Source organism: Virgibacillus subterraneus (genome assembly GCF_900110695.1).
GTDB classification, from domain to species: domain Bacteria; phylum Bacillota; class Bacilli; order Bacillales; family Amphibacillaceae; genus Lentibacillus; species Lentibacillus subterraneus.
Genome location: NZ_FOEH01000003.1, coordinates 136,413 through 158,415, shown reverse-complemented (window position 1 = coordinate 158,415; position 22,003 = coordinate 136,413). Strand labels below are relative to the sequence as shown.

Here is a 22,003-nt window from a genome sequence, read left to right as displayed (position 1 = left end):
AAGGGTTTTAAAAAAAGGTTATTTTTTTTTACGAAAAACTATTGATTTTTATGGTGAAACGTACTATTATGCTTGAAGGATTAGTCATACTTTTAGCGAGTTATTTTACTGGAGGGATCAAAAATGAATTGTTGGAAAACCATTAATTTTAATAAAGACTATGGAATAAATAGGTTATATCTTCTATCATTTTTGATTGGCCTGGTATCATTTGTATTTCTATATGTGCCATTTTCAATTATACACGGTGCAGTAAATTTAAACGAATTTGGGATAATTCCATTAATTATAGCATTACTCTTTTTGCCAACTGTTCATTCGTTTATGCATATCTTACCATTAATTATGATGTATAAACGAGTAAAACTAACCTATAAGCGAAAAAACTTATTCTTTCCTATTATTAATTATTATACAAAAAAACCATTAACTAAAAAAGTTTCTTTACTAGTCGCAATTGCACCAACATTGTTCATTACGATACCAGCTGGAATGGCAACCTATATGTTCGTCGATTATTATGTATACTTTCTATTATTAACATCGATCCATATAGCAATGACTTTTACGGACTTTTTATATTTAATCAATATTTCAAAAGCACCTAAACTATCCTATGTCGAGAATAGTAATGATGAATTTGCAATTTTAGTGAAAACACAAAATTAATTTGTAGAGGATCTGACATAAAGTGTCAGGTCCTTTTTAATTATCTAGCGTACTATAAAATTTAAGTGCTGTGGATAACTGGACTTCCGAATCAGCCACGTCCAGCTCCGACGTACAGGACGTGCTAATGCCGGTGACGCCACAGGACGTAGCGTTCTCACCGGCCAGCGCCTAGTGCCTAGTGGACTTCCCTCCCCGTGTCTACGATAAGAACTAAAGGATGTTCGACTAAAACCACCACATCTTGTTTGCGTCGCTTTCCAAGCATAAGATTCATCTTGACTTTCGCCATCATTGGCGATAAGTCAAGTTCATCTAATCTCGGGGAATAGGAAGATCGACTAAGACCGCCGCTTTGCGCGGCAACGTCGACCTACCCGCAGCGCTGAGCACAGTCCATACAGCGCTGAACAGGCGCTTACGCTTTTGTTCTTAGAAATAAACGATTTAATACTGTTCATCAAGTTCATATTTTGATACAGTTAAGTATGAATTATGTTGTATGCTTCTTAAGGGGGTTTTTTATATGAGTATTCTTTTTCCTGTTTATGCAGTGTTTATATTATTAGTTTTTAATTCTCTAACACATCAATTTTGCATGAAAATGGAGATGAAAGAAAAAAAGCAATCTACAGTGTTCCGAGTCATTAATATCATGGTTCTCATATTGCTAATAACTTCTTACGTAAAAGTGTTGACTGTAATAACCTGAGTATAAATAATTACTACCTATTTTTTTTGCAGTAAAAGTGTTATATTAATGCAATAGTTTTAAAATTTATTGAAACAAAATGATTAGGAGTGTTCACACATGAAAAAATTAGCAATCGCTGTCACACTTTCAGCTACTATTTTAGGCATGACGGCATGTAATTCTGATGAAAGCGGCAATTCAGAAGTTGTTGCAGAAACAAATGCTGGAAACGTTACAAAAGAAGAATTTTATCAGGAATTAAAGGATAGTAATGGTGCTAGTGTACTGCAGCAACTTGTAACTGTCGAAGTATTAAATGATAAATATGATGTGTCCGAAGAAGAAGTAGATAAAGAGCTAAAAAGTGTAAAGGACCAATTAGGTGATCAGTTTCAACAAGCAATACAGCAACAAGGTTTCAAAGATGAAGAGGCGTTCCGGAAGATGCTACGTATTAGTCTCCTACAGGAAGCAGCTGTAGCAGAAGATATCGAGATTACAGAAGAAGATCTTAAAAAACAATATGAACGTATGAAAACAGAAGTACAGGCACAGCATATTTTAGTAGAAGATGAAAAAACGGCAAATGAAGTGAAACAGAAGTTAACTAATGGAAGAGATTTTGCCAAGTTGGCTAAGGAATATTCAACAGATACTTCCAATGCAGAAGATGGTGGAAAACTTGGATACTTCTCAAGTGGTAAAATGGTACCTGCATTTGAAGATGCCGCCTACAATATGGAGGTCGGCGAAGTTAGCGAACCAGTCAAAACAGAGCATGGTTTCCATATTATTAAAGTGACGGACAAGCGTGAAAAAGAAGAAGATATCGGATCATTTGAAGATAATAAACAGGACATTCGTCGCAGTATCTTAAACCAGCGTATGGATCCACAAAAAGCAAGAGAGAAAATTAATAAATTAATTGAGGATGCTGAAGTTGATATTAAAGTAGAAGGATTAGAAGATATCCTTAATTCTCAACCAAGTAATCCTCAGGGATAAAACAAAGGCGCAAGCGCCTGTTCAGTGCCGTATGGACTGTGCTCAGCGCTGCGGGTAGGTCGACGTTGCCGCAGGATGTGGTGGTTTTAGTCGAACATCCTTTATTTCTTATCGTAGACACGGGGAGGGAAGTCCACTAGGCGCTAGTACGTCCTGTACGTCGGAGCTGGACGCGACTGATTCTGCAGTCCAGTTATCCACTGCACTTAAATTTTAAAGTTTCCTAAACAAAAACGGCTAGTCCATACCAATGATGGACTAGCCGTCTTTTATTGGGATACATGCTGCTCCCTATCTTGTTTATGTTTGCGTTCCTCTTCCAAGCGATCCATATAGATTTTGCCTTCACGTTCAATAAATTGGTGTTCCAGTTGCTTTTCAGCACGCATTGCTCTAAAAGCCATATAACCACTAAGAAAAATAAAAATAATAAGCATAAAAACCCACCAAGGTACTCCAACTATCACGATTTAGCCCTCCTTGTCCATCAATCTATCAGATGTATATGAACAAAGCAGCAAAAAAATGACCTACTCCTTAGTTCTCTTCGAAAAGTGGTTTATAGAATGCTCTATTATCCATTGCAAACATTCGCTCTGTGAATTCCCCTGGTTTAACTTTATCCAGCGAACGATTTAGCATATTCATTTTTGCATCTATCAAATCGATTAGATGTAATAGCTCTGCTTCCCGAACTAATGGAGGTTTAGGACTCCCCCACTCTGCTTTCCCGTGATGTGATAATACCAGGTGCTGTAATATCAGGACTTCTTCACCTTCAATTTGCAGTTCCTTAGCTATATGTCCTATTTCCTCCACCATCATTGGTATATGCCCCAGTAATTTTCCTTCAATTGTATATGATGTTGTAACAACACCAGATAATTCTTTAAGTTTACCAAGATCGTGTAATATAATGCCAGCGTATAATAAGTCTTTATTTAACTCCGGGTATAATTTATGCAGCTCTTTTGCCAGCGCAAGCATACTTACAATATGATGTGCTAAGCCTGATACATATTCATGATGATTCTTGCTTGCAGCCGGATATGTTAAGAGTGCCTCCTGATACTTTTTAATAAAAGCACGAACGATTCGCTGCATATATGGATTTTTCATTTCAAAAATAGTTTCTGTTAATTTTTCCATTAAAACTTCTTTTGCAACTGGAGCCTTCGCCACAAAGTCAGATACCTGTACACCATCAGTTGATTGCGCCGGCCGAATAGAAGTAATTTTTAATTGTGCTTTCCCTCGAAACTGATTGATTTCTCCAGTAAGTTTCACAATCTGTTCTGGTACAAAAATTTCCTCATCTTCTTTATTGGTATCCCAAAGCTTGGCTTCTATCTCACCAGTTGCATCACGTAAAATTAAAGTAAGAAACGGTTTTCCGTTACTTGTAACTCCACGAGAGGCTTCCTTTATTAAGATAAAATCTTCAAAAGCATCACCAATACTATAATTCCCTATTCCGTTCTTCATCATAATCCTCCCCGTAGACCAAAAGAGACCGACAAAGGCATTACAGGTGTTACGCCACTTTTATGTCCATCTCTTTTCGGTGTTTTTAATTTAGGCTCTTTTGGTAAAATTTGTTGCTCACAAGACGTGAATGTTTTTGCGAGCAAGAAGGCTCGTGGTGTGCCCAGGGCTAAGAAGATACTGTGAAAGCTTCAGCTTGAGCAGATGTCGCCTTGGTACCCGGAGCGGTGAAAGCGAGTATATTCCAAAACTGCGTAGATAGAGAGCCTCACTAATTGTTAACTATCGGATTCCCATAGTTGTATCGCAGTTTATATTAATAGCAACAATCTTTTAGAAAACTGCCTTCATTTATCATTTTTTGGAATATATTCAAAAATCTTTCCTGATTCGATTAACTGAATAACTTGCATTAACCACTCATAATAATTTTGTGCATATCGAAGCCGGTCAATATCCTGATGAATCTTACGCTTTAGATCGTTATCACCAGTTTCTTGTAAAATCTCATTTAACTCTGCAATCGCCTCGTCCGCCTCTTCAATATTTGTTTCCGTATGCTGACGCCAACGGTTTCCGAATAACGACGTAAACGACTTGTACCAGTCTTCTTCAGATTGGTATAAATCTTTTCGTATTCCTTTTTTAAATGTAGATTCAACCATTTTCATATCAGATAAAGCACGGACTCCAGTGGACATACTGGTTTTACTCATTTCTAATGCATCGCGCATATCATCCAATGTCATTGGCTGATTTGAAAAATATAAAACACCATATAGTCGTCCTACAGAGGAAGTAATTCCATATAAATTCATGTTTCTAGCTATTACCTGAATAAACTTTTCAATTGTTTCTTCATATTTTTCTATGTCTTTTGAGGTGTTCTCATTAGGCAATGGATTTCCCTCCAATTGCAATATTCGTCCTTAAGTAATGTCAAATTCCGACTCAGTTATATGAAAACAGTTTATCATTAATGATTAATTTATGCTAACAGAATTTCTCAGATTAATCACGCTTGTATAGCCTGCAAAATCCGCGACATCTTTCTTACATGTAAACAGAATAATTTGCTGGTTCCTGGCAAATTCAGACAGCATTTTTATTATCCGTTTCGTACGTTCCAAGTCAAAGTGGACAAAAGCATCATCAATTATGAATGGTAAGCGATGTTTTTCACTCATAACTTCACTTATTCCCAATCGTAAAGAAACATAAAGTTGATCAACTGTTCCCTGTGATAATTCTTGAGCTTGATAGCGTATTCCATCAGTAGATTCTACCTGAAATGGAGTGTTGGTTTTTGGAGCATAGATGTGTTTATATTTATTTGCTGTCAGTGCTCTAAAATACGCTGTTGTCTTTTCAATTACTACCCCCATATATTTGTCGCGGTAATTACGCTTTGTTTCAACTAACATTTCTTTAGCAGTTTTATAAACAGACCATTCTTCTGCTAATTTTTCCAGTTGCTCCTGCTCCATATTAAATCGATGTAAAACTTCTGAGTGCGTCTCAGAGGACTCCATATTTGAAAGGTCTGCATCTATATCTGCGCGTTCCTGTCGCATCTTATCTATTTCTTTTTCGAGTCTGTCTATCTGCGCTGTAACTTGTTCCTGGTATACTACCAGTTCACTTTCCTGAATACCTTCCTGTTCCAGCAACGTTTTAAAATCTTCTTTATTTTGCAGAATTCGTTCAATTTGTGCTTTAAGCTGTTTCAGTTCACTATCATGGTTCTGCTTTTGTTCAAATTGTTTCGCTTGTTTTAAAAAGTCATCTTCTGTTTCTGTGTTGGCAAAAGAAATTAAATCTGCTATTTCCTGTTCATATACGTCCATTTTTTGTTTCGTCACTCGTTGTTGATCGACATTATCAGTAATCCACGTTTCATATTGTTCTAGTAATCCAATTACGTTTTGATATTCAGTCAATAGCTCCTCTATTTTTTCTAGTTTTTCTTCAACTGTGTTATTCGTTTCCCAATTCCTTTCCTGGTAAAACGCAGTAAGCTGCTCATGAAAATCATTCATTTCTTTCTCTAGTGTGTCAAATTGCCTTTTTAATTGATTTCTTTCACGATCAAAGTTGATTAACTGTTTCAATGTATGAAAAAACTCAGGCCAATACATTGTCTCAATTTGCTTAAGAAACGGATATTGCTCATGCTGAGAGATTACCATCTTATTTAAACGATCTTTCTTTTGTTGTAGGGCATTATTCTTTTCTTCCCACTGTAACAACTCAATATCAATTGACCGCAACCGATCCTTTATGGAAGCTAGTTCGTTTTTCTTTTGTTCATTTGCTTCAAGTAGTTGTTCTGCCTCAGAACTTTCTTCAGCAGTTACCTGATCGGAGATTACTTTCTTATTCTGCAACATACTTTCCATATCAAGCATGGATTTCCTTCTGACTACCTGTTGTATAATCCCACCAGCAAGAATTAAAGCTGACGCACCAAATAATGCTGGCTGACCCTGAATTAACGCAAAAATACTTAAGAGGAATGCAGCAACAGCACTTCCAATCAACCATAGTTTTGTGTGACGTTCTTTTTTCTCCTTTACTTTCTTCCAGTTTTTTTGTTGTTCAATATTTTCCTCTCTAGCTTTCTTTAGATATTCCTGATGTTGATAATCATTGATTCGTTTCGATAACTTACTAACATAGTTTTCCTGGAGAAGTGAGTCAGTGAGCTCAGACTGCTGGCTGATTATATAATCACGATTTTTCTTTAATTGCCTGTACTCCTGTTGTATATGTTCCTCTGTTAGCATTAGCTGATCCAAATCATTCTTAAGCTGATTCCACGATTTTTCAATATGAAATGGGAGGATAATTCCAGTTAAATCCTCACGTGTAATCCCAATATTTAAATGGTCTAATTCTGTCTCAATTTGTATATCTATTTTCTTTATTGACTTATCTTGCTTGTCTTGTTCCCTTTTATTCTCTAAGTAATGCTGTTTTTGCTGGATAATTGCTTCTGCATTTTTATATACGGCTTCATCATGCAAGCTAGAATGGAGCGTATCCTTTTTTTCTGTATATTTAGCCTGATTATCCTGCAGTACGGATAATTCACTTTTTAAAGGCAGTAATTTTTCCTTTAGTGTATTAAATCGTTCAACTCCATTTTCAGGGAATATCATATCAGCAGGAAAAGCAGCGAGTTGTTCCTTCTCACGTTGGTACGCTTTAATAATTGGAAGGGCCTGCTGTTTCTTTTCAGTACGAATGAGATCCTTTTTCGCCTTTTCCAGTTGATCTTGATTTCTTTCGATAGCGTCAGTAATAGATAATACGCTTGATTTTTTATCCCGATAAGTTGATTCTGTCTCTTGGTAACTTTGTAATGAGGTGAACAAGTCATCCAACGTTTCCAACTGCTGATTAATTTCAGGTTTCTTTCCGAAAGGTTTAAACAGTTCACCGATTCTATTGTCCAGTTGCTTTTCGATTGCATAAATATTTTTAGAGCCAGTCAACCCTACTCCAAGCAATACTTCCCCAAGTTCATCTTCCTTCATATTTCTTATATTCATTAAATCAGCAGCAGAAAAGGAAAAAATGGATTGGTATGTTGCTTGTGTCATACCGTTCAACCGTTCCTGCAGCCAATCCTCTCCATGGGATTGACCATCTGCCGTGTAACAAGTAGCTGACCCGTTCTGTGTTCCATCAATCCGTTCAATCGTAAATTCACCATAATCAGTGTCGAATATCGTTAGTCTTCCACCCATTTTCCCGCTTGTTTTGGGTTGAAAATATGCCCGTTTTTTTGGAGGTAATCCAAATAGCATAAATAATATATAATGCTGTAAAGTAGATTTTCCCGATTCATTCTCTCCATACACACATACAAATGGCCTAGTTGAAAAGTCAATTGTGTCATCAACCCATTTCCCAAAACCATAAATGGCTGCATGCCTTATTTGCAAGTTAATCACCTCCATTCTTTAAAAGCTCATGGACCAGCATATGCTTTGCTTGGTGTTTAATACGCAGTTCATCTTCACCAGTGATCGGCTCCATGTATTTCCTCGCCTGTTTATGCTGATATAATTCCTTTAAATATGATTGGATGGATACCTCGTCAAAGTGGCGAATTAATTCCCCTACAAAGTGCTCTCCCTGTGCCAGTTCATTGTCTATAGAATACAGACGTTCAACCTGATAACGAAAAATATATTTCCAATTTGCCTGATGGAGAATAGTTTCATTAACGAGCTCAATTACTTCATCCAACATTTGTTCATCGTTCCACTTTTGCAGATTATCTTGATTGCTTTTAAACAATAGCTGAAGTAACTGTGGCCCTGAATCCTTTGTATATTCGCTAACTTCACTCTGTATTTTAGTTTCTAACTGATGAAGTTCATCACAATCAGAAACATCTATAGTTAAAGAATTATATTGAAGGGACTGCAGTGGTATAAATGTCATTGCTGTATCTGTTTTCGATAATACTACATGGTAGCACCCCTTATCCCCAGTCTCTTTGCGGTTCCGCCCTTGAATGTTCCCAGGGTAAACAATAGAGGGATGCTCTTTTAATACTTCTCGCTGATGAATATGGCCAAGCGCCCAATAATCAAAGTTCTTTTCAGTTAAATCCGATAAATAAAATGGTGCATATACATCGTGATCGGTATTACTGTGCAGGCTTCCATGAAGCATCCCGATATGGAATGGAATTTTCCCTGGAAGTAGTTGATATTCTTGTGCCTTTTTTGACAACACGGATCGATTTTCATAACTGAATCCGTAAATAGCCGCACAGATTTCATTATCTTTTTTAAACGTAAAATGAGTCACTTTTTCATTAGGGAATATAAAAACATTATCCGGATATGTAACAGGATGGATATTCCCATTAATAAAATCATGATTGCCATAGGATAAATAAACATTTATATCATGGTGCTGCAATTGTTCAAATGCCTTTCGTAAATGGACCTGTGCTTTTAGACTCTGTTTTTCATTATCAAATAAGTCACCAACAATCAGCACAAAATCAACTTTATTATCAATTGCTGTTTTAACTAAACGATCTAATGCACTAAATGTACTGTTTCTTACTTTCTTAAAAATATGCTCGGTAATATGTGCAAGCCCCTTGAACGGGCTATCCAGGTGCAAGTCCGCTGCATGAATAAATGAAATTTGTTCTGCGATATGATCACCCTCTTTTTAAATAGAATATATATTTCCATTTTACCAAAAACCATGTACGAATGCACGTTCGTATAAAGTCATTTAAAAAGGTCACGTGAAAGTGACCTTTTTATACTATTCTTTTTTGGATAAGGCTATTGCCTTTTTTACATCTTTTAGTGAGCTTGAACGGCCATACATTAAGACTCCACCTTTATAAACCCGTGCGCCAATTGCGGCAAAGAGTAATATAGTTGCAATTAGGATCCCAATTGATAATGCGACTTCCCAAAATGGAATATCAAGCATCCCAACACGTAGGAACATGAGCATCGGTGCGAAAAATGGAATATAGGAAGTTATCTTCACAAATGATGAATCCGGCGCTTCAAGTCCAAACATAGCAATAAAAAATGCAATCATAACCAGTAATATCATTGGCATTATCATTTGCTGGACATCTTCTGTTCTGCTTACAAGCGAACCTAACATTGCAGCTAGTGTTGCGTACAGTAAGTATCCAAGCAGGAAAAATACAATTGCATATATATACACGGAAGCAGATGTATTCTGAATTCCGAAGTAATCAAAAACGCCTCCAGTCAGTTCCTCCTGTTTAGACATAATAAGGGAGTAACCTACACCGATAATAATTCCAACCTGCGTAAGGCCCAATAAAGCAATACCGACGATCTTCGCAAACATATGTGTAACCGGTGATGCACTTGAAATTAAAATTTCCATAACCCGTGAGGACTTCTCGGTAGCAACATCATTGGCGATCATCGTTCCATATGTGATCACGGATATATACAACAGGAAGAGCATAACATAAACAATTCCTCTTGCCTGATTCAATTCTTCTGCGGTTTTTGCACTATCATCTAAAGCAATCTTACTAAAGGTCACAGGTGAATATATTTCGGTGATAGTTTCCTGGTCAACACCAGCTTGTTGTGTCGCCGCTGCAACCTTTAATTGTTGCAGTTGCTGCTGAATAACTGACTGTTCCCCTGCTTCAGCAATATTATTGGCAAAGTAGGTTGCTTCTGGCAATCCTTCAGCGTTTAACGATAATGTAATCAACGCGGCATATTCTTCATCCTGTACAGCGTTTTTGCCATCCTCTTCTGCCCCTTCAAACGCTATCAGGTCCATCTCATCTGTTGACCCTTCAACACTTTCTTCCAGCGGTGTAAATAACTCTCCCGATTCATCGATTACAGCAATTTTGTCTGTGTCTCCCGAAAATGTTTCCGTTATAGTCTGGATGTTTGCGATGGCAAAAATAAACACTAACGAAATAATCGTACTGATTAAAAATGATTTTGTTTTAAATTTCGTCATATATGTATGGGATAAAATAATCCAAAACTTATTCATAGGAAGCACCTACCTTCTCAATGAATATATCACTTAAAGTTGGCTCCTCAAGTTCAAACTTGCGCACGAAGCCTTTTCCATGAAGTGCTTCAAATAGTCTCTGTGCGACTGTCTCGCTCTCAATCTGAAGCTCACAGCCTTCTGTCACAGATTTATAGTGCAGAACTCCAGCAAAATCCTTCAAAAAGTCTACTGGGAAATCTGCATGGACAATTAAATTCTTTTTCCCAAACGACTTTTTAATTTCCCTGAGTGACCCTTGAACAACCGGTTTTCCTTTATGTAAGATACATAAATGTTCACAAAGTTCCTCTACATGATCCATCTGATGTGATGAAAAGACAATGGATGTCCCTTGTTCCTTAAGGTTTACAACAGCTTCTTTTAACATTTCAACATTGATTGGGTCCAGGCCAGAAAATGGCTCATCAAGAATAAGCAGTTTTGGTTTATGGATAACAGCAGAGATAAACTGGATCTTTTGCTGATTACCTTTTGATAGTTCTTCTACTTTTTTATCTATGTATTCTGGTACTTTAAAGCGATCAAGCCAGCCTTCAAGCTCTGTAACCACCTCGCTTTTACTCATACCACGAAGTTTTCCAAGGTAAATTAACTGGTCACGAACCTTCAGCTTGGGATATAGCCCTCGTTCTTCAGGTAAATACCCAATTAAATGACTTTTATCATAGCCGATGGATTCGCCATTCCATGAAATATCACCATCCGTAATATCCAATAATCCAAGAATCATTCGAAAAGTTGTTGTTTTACCCGCACCATTTCCACCTAAGAAACCGAACATTTCTTTTTCAGGAATTTCAATGGAAAGATGATCAACTGCAGTGGTACTTCCAAATCGTTTCGTTACTTCTTTAATTTTTAATGTCAAATTTCTTCTCTCCTTCCCTGTTTTATGGTACGTTTACATTAGCAGATGGTTTCATAATTTTTTCATTTTAGCAGGAAAATCCCAACGGCTGAAGAAATTATAAGGTAGATATATATACTTCAAGGAGGAACAAGAAATGCGAACTTACGTGTTAACTGTTTTTGACAAATCAGGGGAAAAGCTACTTGATGAATCTTTCGAAGCTCCCAGTAATGATGAAGCCAAAAAAATTGGTGCGGCAAGATTAGATGAAGAAGGTTACAGTGAACATACACACCGTTGTGTATCTCCTGATGCAAAGTTAGTATTGTTTCATAGATAAACCGATCTTCTCTCCTACAATCGAATCTCAGCGTAAAAAGGTGGCATTAAAAAATTTTATTTTTTCAGTGCCACCTTTTTGCATTCAGAAACGATTTTAATAATAAGAATAGGTTATTGTCCTTTGAATGAGGGTTTACGTTTGTTTAAAAACGAGCTTACACCTTCCTGGTGATCTTCCGTATTTCGAAGTTCCCATTGTGACTTTCGCTCAGCTTCCATATAGTAGGTTAATTCTTTCTCATTACTTTGATGATACATTATTTTTGTTTTCAGCATTGCCACAATTGGTGCAACTAACATCTGATTGGCCATCTCAGTTGCGTGATCGATAGCTTGCTTATCCGCAAGCACATCTACAAGACCAATTTCCTTTGCATCTGTTCCTGTTAATTGCTGCTTCTCCCATATAAATTGTTTTGCCTTATGTGTACCTATACGTTCGCGTAACAGGAAGTGTCCACCTCCATCAGGTGCTAATCCAATTCCTATAAATAGCATCCCAAGCTTGGATTCATTTTGAGCCACAACATAATCTGCGGTTAGTGCAAGGCTCAACCCTAAGCCAACAGCTGATCCCTGAACAGCCGATATAACAATCTTAGGCATCATGTACAGCTTTAGAGCAATTGCTTCAATGGTCTTCATTATATGTTCATAATAGTTCTTGTCAGCAAATTCAGTCATCATACCAATGTCTCCACCTGCACAAAATGCTTTTCCTTTTCCACTCAGAATAACAATTTTATCGTCATTTTTTTCAATCTGCTCCAGCACATCATGTAATTCCATAAGCATATCTTTATTCAAAGCATTGTATCGATCAGTCCGATTTAACGTAATATAAGATATATTATTCTTGCTCTCGAATAAAACAGTACTCATCACGGTATCCCCTTTATTTAAAAATTTCTATCATAATATAATATTCGCCATCCATAGACAAAATCCTTTATTAAATACTGTTTTTTTAAAGATCGTTGTTATTGATACAACAGGTATAAATTGCATGGGTTAAAGAGCAACAAAATTCCTGAAAAGCCTTATAAAAATAACAAAAGCCCGCAACATTTAAGGTGCGGACTTTTACTTAATTATTCGTTTGATTCCTCTTCAGAAGTACCATAAAGTTCTTCTAATGGCTTCGTAATGATTTGGCTCACTTCATTGATCACAAGATTTAAGCGCTGCTCCTGCTCCATCAATTTTGAAATATCTTCATGCTGTTGAACTGTTTCTACAACTTTACGTGCTTGTTCAACTTCCTCTTCTGAGATTTCCTGACCTTGCATTTGCTTTTCTTGTAATTCCATTTGAGTATTTCTGAAATTATCAAACATTTGCTTGGCAGATTCGTCACTCATTACTGCATCATATGCTTCTTTTAAACTTTGGAATTCATCACTTTCACGAATTGATTTTTCTAAATCGTACGCACTATCATAAATATTAGGCACGTTATATCCTCCTTCATTTTCTAACTAAAATAACTATAACAAACGTTTTGACGCATGTATACCATTTTGAAATATAGCTAAAAATGCAAAATTGTTTTTTCAAATCCGTTTATACTGCTATAATGGAAAAAAGCCCTATAGGAAGAGGCATTTTAATGATAAAACAACTTCGCAAAATTTTTTCGTCATTAGTATTATTTAATGAAATATCCGATAAGACTAGAGATAAATTTAAATGGTTTATGACAGACGGTGGACAGGTTATCGGCATTGATAGAAAAGAGCTTACTGAAAAAGATTCAACTCTTTTGCATATGTTCTTATATCCATATAATATTTCCATTCCTGAAATGACAGCAGAAGAAAAACAATGGAAAACATATATAAGTACCGAAATCTCAGATAACACTAGATCATTAACATATCGTTTTATCTATTTTTCGTATCAGCCATTCCAAATTGAACCTGAATCTTTTAAAGAGGCAATAAATGAATTTTATGCAAGACAAGTTCCAATACTTTTTGAAAACGATCATGAAGGAATCATTGTAGAAACAAATCCAAGTGAAGACATATCGTATGAGCAAATAATCGATGTACTAATGAGTGACTTGTACGTAAAAATTAAATTCGTAGTTGGACCTTATCTTTATACATTATCAAAAGCTAACAGGAATCATCAGATATTAGTTAACGGGGCTAATAAAATTTTCTCTTATTCTGATAAGACCGTATCCACATACATTGACGCTGTTCCATTTATACTTATTGATCAAATAGCAAGTGATACTCGTGCTGATATAATTGATTCGGTATTAGGTGAAACGATACACGACCAGGACCTGTTAAAAACAGTTGAAACGTTTATTGCTTGTAACTTAAATGTGTCAGTTACAGCAAAAGAATTGTACATGCACCGAAATAGTTTACAATACCGGCTTGATAAATTTACCGAAAAAACCGGTATCGATATTAGGCAATTTCACCAGGCAATGACTGTACTACTTGCAATATCTATAAATAAGCAGCTCAATAAATAAGCCATTTTTCGAATATGTTTCTCTGCGCAACTGCGGTTTTCAAGCCGTGCCCGCGGAGTACAACTGCCTGAAGTGGAAATAAACATGCTCCAGTGGCGCAGTTTATATTTAAAAAAGTGCACAAAAGAATTCAAAATCTTTGTGCACTTTTTCCATTTACGGGTGGGCCAAGTATTAGCTACAATTATATTATAAAAACGTTTACATAATTGGAGGAGTAATAATGGCTGAATTACGACTACAACACATTAAGAAGTCATATGACAAAAAAGCTATCGCGGTAGATGACTTTGACTTAGAAATTAAAGATAAAGAATTTATTGTATTCGTCGGACCTTCTGGTTGCGGGAAATCAACAACACTAAGAATGATCGCTGGCCTAGAAGAGATTACTGATGGGGAACTTTATATTAATGATAAGAAAATGAATGATGTAGCACCCAAAGACCGTGATATAGCAATGGTATTCCAAAACTACGCATTATACCCCCATATGAATGTATATGACAACATGGCTTTCGGGTTAAAACTGCGTAAATTTAAAAAAGATGAAATAGAACAACGTGTTAATAATGCTGCCAATATTTTAGGATTGGAAGCATACCTAGATCGTAAACCAAAAGCATTGTCTGGCGGACAACGACAGCGTGTAGCATTAGGACGTGCAATCGTGCGGGATGCGAAGGTATTTTTAATGGATGAACCCTTATCAAACCTTGATGCAAAATTACGGGTACAAATGCGTGCAGAAATTCAAAAATTGCATCAACGTCTTCAGACAACAACTATTTATGTAACGCACGACCAAACTGAAGCAATGACGATGGCTACACGCCTAGTTGTTATGAAAGACGGGTATATCCAACAAGTAGGAGCACCAAAAGATGTCTATGACAAACCAGAAAATATCTTTGTCGGAGGATTTATCGGATCTCCTTCCATGAACTTCTTAAGCGGAAAATTGGAAGATGGCTATTTCGTAATGGAGGATACAAAAGTAAAAGTCCCAGAAGGTAAAATGAAAGTTTTACGTGAACAAGGTTATTTGGATAAAGACGTTACACTCGGTATTCGTCCTGAAGATATTCATGATGAGCCGCTATTCATTGATTCGACCCCAGATACTAAAATAAAAGCATCAATTGAAGTAGCTGAATTAATGGGTGCAGAGTCTTACCTATATTCAAAAGTAAATGAGCAGGACTTTGTTGCACGTGTTGACTCTCGATCTGACATTAACGGCGGTGAAGAAGTCGACCTAGCATTCGATATGAATAAAGTACACTTCTTTGATACTGAAACAGAGCAGCGAGTTCGTTAAATTTATTTAGATGTATATTTAAAATGATATTGAAAATAATACCAACTAAGGCTAAATTTAAGAGGGAAGTCATTATGACTTCCCTCTTAACTATCATTTCTTTAAAGGGATTATCCCTTTTAAGCCATAGGTTATTTAGGTTGTTGTCCACTAAACTGCTGTTGTGCTGATTGCACTAAGCGTTTAGTAATTTCACCACCAACAGAGCCATTTGAACGTGAAGTAGAATCTGGACCTAATTGAACACCAAACTCTTGTGCGATTTCATACTTCATCTGATCAAGTGCTTGTTGTACGCCAGGTACTACTAAATTGTTTGAGTTGTTATTAGCCATGTTATCACCTCCTGTAAGCATAGTTTTAGCAAATTTATAAAACTTATGACGGAATACAGTTGGTAATTGTTGCTTAAACTCCCAATTAAGTGTGGTCGAGCTTTTTCGCTGGACAATTAAAAGAGCTTATTACATAGTAATAAGCTCTTTTAATAATAATTATTTTGGATATGTCATCTCTTTTGGATTTACATATTGTTCAAACTCTTCTTCAGTCAGCAACCCTGATTCTACTGCAGTTTCCTTTAAAGTTGAATTATTCTCAAAGGCTTTTTTAGCAATTTTCGCTGCATTTTCATAGCCGATATGTGGATTTAGTGCGGTAACAAGCATTAAAGAATCATTTAAATATTTTTCAATTTGTTCATGATTCGGTTCGATACCTTTGGCACAGCGTTCATCAAATGATAATATGCTATCTGAAAGAATTTCGCAGGACTGAAGAAAATTATAAGCAATTACAGGCTTAAATACATTTAACTCAAAATTCCCTTGACTTGCTGCAAATCCTATCGTGGCATCATTCCCCATTACTTGGGCTGCGACCATCGTTACTGCCTCACTTTGGGTTGGATTAACTTTTCCAGGCATAATCGAACTTCCTGGCTCATTTGCTGGAATGGTAATTTCACCTATTCCACAACGTGGGCCGCTTGCTAACCAGCGTACATCATTTGCAATCTTCATTAGATCAGCTGCTAAACCTTTTAACGCGCCATGTGCATGCACTGTTTCATCATGACTTGTTAGAGCATGGAATTTATTAGGTGCGGAAATAAAGTCCTTTCCTGTAACTTCATTAATTGCTTCACAAACAGCCTCAGAGAAATCCGGATGTGCATTTAGACCTGTCCCAACAGCAGTACCACCAATAGCTAGTTCCTTTACATGATGAACGCTTTCAGAAATCATAACTTCCGACTTTTCCAGCATGCGGTGCCAGCCACTTATTTCCTGACCTAAAGTTAGTGGTGTAGCATCCTGCAAATGTGTACGACCTATTTTCACAATATCCTGAAAAGCATCCATTTTAACTTTAAATGTATCCTTTAAAGTTTGCAGTGCAGGAATAACCTTATCCTCTAGCTTCAAAACAGAGGCAATATGCATTGCTGTCGGATATGTATCATTAGAACTTTGCGATTTATTCACATCATCATTCGGGTGAAGTCTTAGATCGCTTCCCTCATCCTCAAGCCATTTATTACCTGCATAAGCAATTACTTCGTTCACATTCATATTTGATTGTGTACCGCTTCCAGTTTGCCAAACAACCAATGGGAAATGGTCATCTAACTTACCTTCGATAACTTGATCGGCTGCATAGCTAATAGCATCTGATTTCTTCTTGTCCATCAGACCTAAATCACTATTAGCTTTCGCTGCACTTTTCTTTAAAATAGCAAATGCTTTGATAACTTCAGCAGGCATTTTTTCATCACCTATTGGAAAGTTTTGTTTGCTTCGTTGTGTTTGAGCACCCCAATACTTTTCAGCAGGTACATTTATTTCTCCTAGCGTATCTTTTTCTACACGGTATTCCATGTCTGTTGCCTCCTTGTAATCATAATCATATCTTTTACCATTGTAACAAAATTAATGGAAATATTGTTAGCTTAACAATAAGTAGAAGTCACAAAATAGTACGTATTTTACTAACAAATTCAGCTGGTTTTCATTTATAATACTATAAAAGACTAATTTAGCAGTTAAGAAAGTATAAATCCTTTCTTACTGCATAAGCGCAACTAAGGCTAGGCGATAAGCCAAGTTTTCTAATGTTGAAAGACTCTATAGAATCGGCAATTACTATACATTAATAAGCAGAAGTCTTCTATATGCGTCTTAATGTAAGGAGGATTTCACTATGCCAAATATTTGGACACATATGCTATTTTGTGAAGATGTTGTGGATACAATCAAAAATCCATACCCATTTTCACAATATGAGTCATATATGAAATTAGGTGCTCAAGGGCCAGATCCCTTTTTCTATTATAATTTCTGGCCTTGGATAAAAGAGGAACCTGTTCATGACATCGGAATGATATTGCATAAGGAAAATTGCGGAGCATTTTTAATTGATTTAATTGATCAGGCAAAGGATATGGACGGACGTGTTCAAGCGTATGTATTTGGATTTGTCACACATCATGTCCTTGACCGTAATGCACATCCATATATTCATTACCGTGCTGGCTATGATGGAAGTGATCATCAAAAGCTCGAAGTACTCATTGATACATTGATGATGGAAAAATATCATAATTTAAAAACGTGGAAAGCACCAGTTTATAAAGAAATCGATATTGGGTACTCATTTAATGAAAATATAACTAATTTACTGCATACAACTATTAAAAACCATTATCCAGAGGTCAATCGTAATTCCACTTCTTACATCCAAAAAGCTTACCGGGATATGAAATTGGCACTAAAATTGTTAGCTGATCCACATGGATGGAAAATTGTACTACTAAGACCATTGATTTCATCTTATTCCCATCAGCCAATTAAAAGTAACGTGGATTATTTGAATTTGCAACATACAACATGGTACCACCCAGCAACAAATGCCCCTTCTTCTAAAAGCTTTATTGATCTATATGAACAGGGACGCACGGAAGGTATTGAAATTATGACAGAAGTGCTTTCCTATTGGCAATCACGGGATAATTCTGCCTGGGATAAACTGAGGGGATTAATTGGCAACATATCATATGATACCGGGAAGCCACTTGAGCTAAACCTGGAAAATAAATATAGTGAACCAATTGTGTAAAAAAACAGGAACACGAGTGGAGATTCGTGTTCCTGTTTTTTATTGGGCTGTTCTCTTAAAGTTTGCCTGTTAATTAGAAAAATTAGCTTATCGCCAAGCCTGAGCGCTTTATATTACATAATCAAAGTCGTATCAGATAAAAAATGTGACATAACTGCTGTATTCATTCTGCTACGAGTAGTCTATCCGTTATGTCTTAAAAGTCGCGGCTGCATGCAAAGAGCCACACAAATCGGACCTTTAATCTGTGGTGTTGCTTAAGTATACCGCGAAGAATAAAAGAATAAAAGCAACAAATCTTACTAAAAAAATCTTTTATTTAAACAACTTACCTAATAATTTTCCGGTTCCTTTTCCTGCTACTCTTCGCCCAACCCTTTTACCTACTTTACCTTTTTTAACAGCATTTACATCACCTAAAATTTTAGCAATTCCATATAATGCTTTGCGTATATTGTTGATGCGCATAGTTTTTCACCTCTTATTGTGGTTTTATATCAATTTTCTCAGATTGATTCGTTTGCCGTTTAGCTTCCATTACTCCTTGGTCAATATTAACAAATCTCAATAAAACAATTCCGACTATAAAGAAAATGACAAGCGAAATGATACCAAGTCTGCTTGAGCCTGTTAGCTGTCCAACTATCGCAAATAAGAATGGTCCAAAGATGGCTGCAAATTTTGCCGAAATTCCATAAAATCCAAAGAACTCTGCATGTTTATTAGCCGGTACCATCCTTCCATATATAGATCTGCTGAGCGATTGTGCCCCACCCTGTACTAAGCCAACACAGAATGCCAGTAAATAAAAATGTAGTGCGGAAGACATAAAATACCCTAAAATCACGATACCAAGGTAAGCGTATAACGTTATATACAGTGCCTTTTTGGCAGTAATTTTACTAGCCAGCCAACCAAAGAAAAAAGTACATGGAATGCCGACAAATTGTGTGATTAGCAAAGCAGCAATTAATGAATTGGAATCTATACCAATATCACGTCCATAGATAGTTGCCATCTTTATAATGGTTGATATTCCGTCATTGTACATCCAGAAAGCTAGTAAAAATATTAATAAGTGCTTGTACTGCTTAATTTCCTTAAATGTATTGGTTACTCTTGAAAATCCTATCGCTACATAAGACCGGTCACGCTTTGTTTTTACTTTCTTTTCTTCCTTAATATTTTTTAGCAACGGCAGTGAGAATATAAACCACCATATACCTACCGTAACGAATGATACTTGGCTTGCAACTGCTGCATTGGGCATACCGAACCAAGAGTACTTAAGTATCATTAAAATATTTATGGCTAATAAAACACCACCACCAATATAACCGAATGCAAAGCCGTAGGATGAAATTTTATCTATATCGTCCTCATCAGCTATTTCAGGTAAAAAGGCATCATAAAAAATATTGGCGCTTGAAAAACCCACTGTTCCAATTATTAATAAAAGAGAAGCAAATATGTAATCTCCTTCACCAACAAAGGCTAGTAAAATACTTGCAACAATCCCCATAAAAGCGAAAAACCGTAAAAATTTCTTTTTAGCTGCTGAAAAATCACTGATTGCCCCCAAAAAGGGTGCCATCACAGCGACAATTAATGCAGCAATTGACTGTGAATATCCCCAGTAACTATCAGCAAGCGATTGGTCTACACCAACTGCTGCTACATCATAGTAGAAAACAGGAAGAACTGCTGCCATTATGGTAGTTGCAAATGCCGAATTACCAAAATCATATAACATCCAACTAAAGACAGTCTTTTTCTTCATGTACATTCCCCCCTTATGTCTTAAGCATATCAAATAAATTTAAATATTAGAAAAAATAATAAATAAATAACGAGGAAATGTCATATAAAATATGCACTTCCTCGTATAATAAATTCTGGATTATTTTGCTTTTTCCAACGTTGCTGCTACTTCATTTGTTTCTTCAATAGCAGAAGCCAAATTAGTCATGCGGTCAACCTGCTCTTCAAGCATTGCCTCCAATTCCTGGATGGTTGCCGTAGTTTCTTCAATTAAGGAAGCCAATTGATCAACTGACCCATCTATTGTTTCAGATGATGCTTGTATATCATTAGCCTGTTTTGCTAAATAACCTAAATACTTAATAAAGTTGATAAGCTGACCAGTGATTTTTTCAAAATTGACTTTTGTTTCTTGTACACTTATGGCACTCTTCTGCAATTGCTCCTTGTTATTGTCTACTTCCTGCTGGGCTTGTCTTGCATGGTCTTCAATAATTTGCAGGTTCTGACTAATTTGCTGTGCAGTGTGTTGGGAAACTTCAGCCAACTTACGAACTTCTCCGGCTACAACAGCAAAACCTTTTCCTGACTCTCCAGCTCTGGCTGCCTCAATACTTGCATTCAACGCTAACAAGTTAGTCTGTGCTGCTATGTCCTGGATTTTTTCTGTAAACGTATTATTTTCTTGCATTTTATGAACAAGATTATTCATGTTTGTACCGAGCTGTTCAAAGGATTGCTGAAACCCTTCCATTGTGGCGGAGAGGTTTTCCATGGATTGTTGGCCTTCCATCGATAATTCTTTTAATTCTTCTCCATCTGCAGTACTCTGAGAGAAAGAATGGATCATTTTGGACAATTTTTCCCCCGTTTGTTCGATTGTAGTTGAAATGGTAGTTGCAGATTCTGCCTGTGTCTGACTGGCTTTTGTGATTTCCTGAAATGCCAGGCGCATCTCCTGCATTGATTGTGAGTTTAAGTTGCTATCCTGCTCAATAATAGTCATTTGTGACCTAACATTTGTTGCACTTGCTTCTACGACTTCAGCCTGTTTCCTTTGATTTTCGGAATGGTTTTCGCTGTCAGTTAAAGCACTCTTGGCATCTGTAAGCAGTTTCCTTGCTACCCTCACCTGAATTACTAAAACAGCAAATACCAGGGCAAAAAATACAATTGTAATAGCAGTAGCCCTCGCGTCGAATCCGATTATTTCTCCTTTTGAGATAACAAAAAAGGTTAGTAATGACAGCCCAAAGAAACCTCCTGTAACTAAAACTGTTAACGAAAGAGATATCGCTGCTACAGCCAGAACATAAAAGGTAAATAGCATATTCGTTACATAATCAGAACTTAAAATAATAATGAACGCGACTCCAGATAAACTTATAATTGCTAAATAAGGAACTGTCTTGGTAAATATCTGTTTATAATGAAATATACCAATTATTGCTACACTAAATCCTCCACCAATACCAAGTGCAATAAGATTTTCTGTTGGTGCTCCGACAACAAGCTCTGCTCCTACACCCAAAAACAACGAAAATAACAAAATATAAAAAAGTATACGGTTTTGTTTATGTACAATAGAGTGATTATTATCTTCCATTCATTCTCCCCCAATATGACTAGCTTCTATGTAAAAAGAACTATTTATATCCCATCAAAAAAGCCTCACCAAACAAAGGTAAGGCA

At 36.4% G+C, this 22,003-nt stretch carries 21 protein-coding genes; 7 read left to right on the top strand and 14 right to left on the bottom strand.

Features of this window, described 5'->3' with window-relative positions:
• Positions 1 to 123 precede the first annotated feature (123 nt).
• From BMY13_RS10405 to BMY13_RS10395, 3 genes are all read left to right on the top strand, one after another.
• A complete protein-coding gene (locus BMY13_RS10405; protein ID WP_092504448.1) occupies positions 124 to 669 on the top strand; it encodes a DUF3267 domain-containing protein in 546 nt (181 codons plus the stop codon).
• A gap of 526 nt (positions 670 to 1,195) precedes the next feature.
• Complete coding sequence (locus BMY13_RS10400; RefSeq protein ID WP_092493595.1) at positions 1,196 to 1,381, top strand: hypothetical protein; 186 nt, start codon at positions 1,196 to 1,198, stop codon at positions 1,379 to 1,381.
• 99 nt (positions 1,382 to 1,480) lie between these two features.
• Entirely contained in the window at positions 1,481 to 2,368 is an 888-nt protein-coding gene (locus BMY13_RS10395) for a peptidylprolyl isomerase (RefSeq protein WP_092504446.1), read from the top strand.
• Between the two features lie 269 nt (positions 2,369 to 2,637).
• Here BMY13_RS10395 and BMY13_RS10390 read toward each other — a convergent pair whose 3' ends face one another.
• From BMY13_RS10390 to BMY13_RS10360, 7 genes are all read right to left on the bottom strand, one after another.
• Positions 2,638 to 2,835 (bottom strand): sporulation YhaL family protein, encoded by a 198-nt coding sequence (locus BMY13_RS10390; protein ID WP_092493593.1) that lies wholly within the window; start codon positions 2,833 to 2,835, stop codon positions 2,638 to 2,640.
• Between the two features lie 70 nt (positions 2,836 to 2,905).
• Complete coding sequence (gene yhaM, locus BMY13_RS10385; protein ID WP_092493592.1) at positions 2,906 to 3,853, bottom strand: 3'-5' exoribonuclease YhaM; 948 nt, start codon at positions 3,851 to 3,853, stop codon at positions 2,906 to 2,908.
• A 347-nt stretch (positions 3,854 to 4,200) separates the two neighbouring features.
• Positions 4,201 to 4,752 carry a GbsR/MarR family transcriptional regulator gene (locus BMY13_RS10380; RefSeq protein WP_092493591.1) on the bottom strand — a complete coding sequence of 184 codons (552 nt, stop codon included), beginning with the start codon at positions 4,750 to 4,752 and terminating at the stop codon, positions 4,201 to 4,203.
• Positions 4,753 to 4,836: 84 nt separating this feature from the next.
• Complete coding sequence (locus BMY13_RS10375) at positions 4,837 to 7,803, bottom strand: ATP-binding protein (RefSeq protein ID WP_175476772.1); 2,967 nt, start codon at positions 7,801 to 7,803, stop codon at positions 4,837 to 4,839.
• 1 nt (position 7,804) lies between these two features.
• Complete coding sequence (locus BMY13_RS10370; protein WP_281243703.1) at positions 7,805 to 9,019, bottom strand: metallophosphoesterase family protein; 1,215 nt, start codon at positions 9,017 to 9,019, stop codon at positions 7,805 to 7,807.
• Between the two features lie 135 nt (positions 9,020 to 9,154).
• The gene (locus BMY13_RS10365; protein ID WP_092504440.1) at positions 9,155 to 10,402 is read right to left on the bottom strand and encodes an ABC transporter permease; all 1,248 of its coding nucleotides are present in this window, start codon (positions 10,400 to 10,402) and stop codon (positions 9,155 to 9,157) included.
• A complete protein-coding gene (locus BMY13_RS10360; RefSeq protein WP_092504438.1) occupies positions 10,395 to 11,294 on the bottom strand; it encodes an ABC transporter ATP-binding protein in 900 nt (299 codons plus the stop codon). Before BMY13_RS10360 ends, BMY13_RS10365 begins: the two co-directional genes overlap by 8 nt.
• Before the next feature lie 136 nt (positions 11,295 to 11,430).
• Here BMY13_RS10360 and BMY13_RS10355 point away from each other — a divergent pair, with 136 nt between their 5' ends.
• The gene (locus BMY13_RS10355; RefSeq protein ID WP_092493586.1) at positions 11,431 to 11,616 is read left to right on the top strand and encodes a YhzD family protein; all 186 of its coding nucleotides are present in this window, start codon (positions 11,431 to 11,433) and stop codon (positions 11,614 to 11,616) included.
• Between the two features lie 113 nt (positions 11,617 to 11,729).
• On the opposite strand, the gene BMY13_RS10350 is transcribed toward BMY13_RS10355, so the two are convergent.
• Both BMY13_RS10350 and BMY13_RS10345 read right to left on the bottom strand, forming a co-directional pair.
• Positions 11,730 to 12,500, bottom strand: coding sequence for an enoyl-CoA hydratase (locus tag BMY13_RS10350; RefSeq protein WP_092504436.1), 771 nt, complete (start codon positions 12,498 to 12,500; stop codon positions 11,730 to 11,732).
• Between the two features lie 209 nt (positions 12,501 to 12,709).
• Positions 12,710 to 13,072 carry a YlbF/YmcA family competence regulator gene (locus BMY13_RS10345; protein ID WP_092493584.1) on the bottom strand — a complete coding sequence of 121 codons (363 nt, stop codon included), beginning with the start codon at positions 13,070 to 13,072 and terminating at the stop codon, positions 12,710 to 12,712.
• A gap of 155 nt (positions 13,073 to 13,227) precedes the next feature.
• Between BMY13_RS10345 and BMY13_RS10340 the strand changes: the two genes are divergently transcribed.
• Both BMY13_RS10340 and BMY13_RS10335 read left to right on the top strand, forming a co-directional pair.
• Positions 13,228 to 14,112 (top strand): PucR family transcriptional regulator, encoded by an 885-nt coding sequence (locus BMY13_RS10340; RefSeq protein WP_175476771.1) that lies wholly within the window; start codon positions 13,228 to 13,230, stop codon positions 14,110 to 14,112.
• A 223-nt stretch (positions 14,113 to 14,335) separates the two neighbouring features.
• On the top strand, positions 14,336 to 15,433 hold the full coding sequence (locus tag BMY13_RS10335; RefSeq protein ID WP_092504432.1) for an ABC transporter ATP-binding protein: 1,098 nt from the start codon (positions 14,336 to 14,338) through the stop codon (positions 15,431 to 15,433).
• A gap of 131 nt (positions 15,434 to 15,564) precedes the next feature.
• Here BMY13_RS10335 and BMY13_RS10330 read toward each other — a convergent pair whose 3' ends face one another.
• Both BMY13_RS10330 and fumC read right to left on the bottom strand, forming a co-directional pair.
• The gene (locus BMY13_RS10330) at positions 15,565 to 15,768 is read right to left on the bottom strand and encodes an alpha/beta-type small acid-soluble spore protein (protein WP_092493581.1); all 204 of its coding nucleotides are present in this window, start codon (positions 15,766 to 15,768) and stop codon (positions 15,565 to 15,567) included.
• Positions 15,769 to 15,927: 159 nt separating this feature from the next.
• Positions 15,928 to 17,313, bottom strand: coding sequence for a class II fumarate hydratase (fumC, locus tag BMY13_RS10325; protein WP_092504430.1), 1,386 nt, complete (start codon positions 17,311 to 17,313; stop codon positions 15,928 to 15,930).
• 322 nt (positions 17,314 to 17,635) lie between these two features.
• Here fumC and BMY13_RS10320 point away from each other — a divergent pair, with 322 nt between their 5' ends.
• Complete coding sequence (locus BMY13_RS10320) at positions 17,636 to 18,550, top strand: zinc dependent phospholipase C family protein (protein ID WP_092504428.1); 915 nt, start codon at positions 17,636 to 17,638, stop codon at positions 18,548 to 18,550.
• A gap of 315 nt (positions 18,551 to 18,865) precedes the next feature.
• Here BMY13_RS10320 and BMY13_RS19490 read toward each other — a convergent pair whose 3' ends face one another.
• The 3 genes from BMY13_RS19490 to BMY13_RS10310 all read right to left on the bottom strand — a co-directional run bounded on the left by BMY13_RS19490 (position 18,866) and on the right by BMY13_RS10310 (position 21,917).
• On the bottom strand, positions 18,866 to 19,018 hold the full coding sequence (locus BMY13_RS19490; RefSeq protein WP_175476770.1) for a hypothetical protein: 153 nt from the start codon (positions 19,016 to 19,018) through the stop codon (positions 18,866 to 18,868).
• 13 nt (positions 19,019 to 19,031) lie between these two features.
• Positions 19,032 to 20,330 (bottom strand): MFS transporter, encoded by a 1,299-nt coding sequence (locus BMY13_RS10315; protein WP_092493578.1) that lies wholly within the window; start codon positions 20,328 to 20,330, stop codon positions 19,032 to 19,034.
• 120 nt (positions 20,331 to 20,450) lie between these two features.
• Positions 20,451 to 21,917, bottom strand: a complete 1,467-nt coding sequence (locus BMY13_RS10310) for a methyl-accepting chemotaxis protein (protein WP_092504426.1) — start codon at positions 21,915 to 21,917, stop codon at positions 20,451 to 20,453.
• Between the last annotated feature and the right edge of the window lie 86 nt (positions 21,918 to 22,003).

Excerpts from the sequence above, each read along its gene's own strand:
- BMY13_RS10405 (WP_092504448.1), top strand. The coding sequence starts at position 124 with ATGAATTGTTGGAAAACCATTAATTTTAATAAAGACTATGGAATAAAT.
- fumC (WP_092504430.1), bottom strand. The coding sequence starts at position 17,313 with ATGGAATACCGTGTAGAAAAAGATACGCTAGGAGAAATAAATGTACCT.
- BMY13_RS10320 (WP_092504428.1), top strand. The coding sequence starts at position 17,636 with ATGCCAAATATTTGGACACATATGCTATTTTGTGAAGATGTTGTGGAT.
- BMY13_RS10350 (WP_092504436.1), bottom strand. The coding sequence starts at position 12,500 with ATGAGTACTGTTTTATTCGAGAGCAAGAATAATATATCTTATATTACG.
- BMY13_RS10335 (WP_092504432.1), top strand. The coding sequence starts at position 14,336 with ATGGCTGAATTACGACTACAACACATTAAGAAGTCATATGACAAAAAA.
- BMY13_RS10400 (WP_092493595.1), top strand. The coding sequence starts at position 1,196 with ATGAGTATTCTTTTTCCTGTTTATGCAGTGTTTATATTATTAGTTTTT.
- BMY13_RS10395 (WP_092504446.1), top strand. The coding sequence starts at position 1,481 with ATGAAAAAATTAGCAATCGCTGTCACACTTTCAGCTACTATTTTAGGC.
- yhaM (WP_092493592.1), bottom strand. The coding sequence starts at position 3,853 with ATGAAGAACGGAATAGGGAATTATAGTATTGGTGATGCTTTTGAAGAT.
- BMY13_RS10330 (WP_092493581.1), bottom strand. The coding sequence starts at position 15,768 with ATGGCTAATAACAACTCAAACAATTTAGTAGTACCTGGCGTACAACAA.
- BMY13_RS19490 (WP_175476770.1), bottom strand. The coding sequence starts at position 19,018 with ATGCGCATCAACAATATACGCAAAGCATTATATGGAATTGCTAAAATT.
- BMY13_RS10365 (WP_092504440.1), bottom strand. The coding sequence starts at position 10,402 with ATGAATAAGTTTTGGATTATTTTATCCCATACATATATGACGAAATTT.
- BMY13_RS10310 (WP_092504426.1), bottom strand. The coding sequence starts at position 21,917 with ATGGAAGATAATAATCACTCTATTGTACATAAACAAAACCGTATACTT.
- BMY13_RS10315 (WP_092493578.1), bottom strand. The coding sequence starts at position 20,330 with ATGAAGAAAAAGACTGTCTTTAGTTGGATGTTATATGATTTTGGTAAT.
- BMY13_RS10355 (WP_092493586.1), top strand. The coding sequence starts at position 11,431 with ATGCGAACTTACGTGTTAACTGTTTTTGACAAATCAGGGGAAAAGCTA.
- BMY13_RS10340 (WP_175476771.1), top strand. The coding sequence starts at position 13,228 with ATGATAAAACAACTTCGCAAAATTTTTTCGTCATTAGTATTATTTAAT.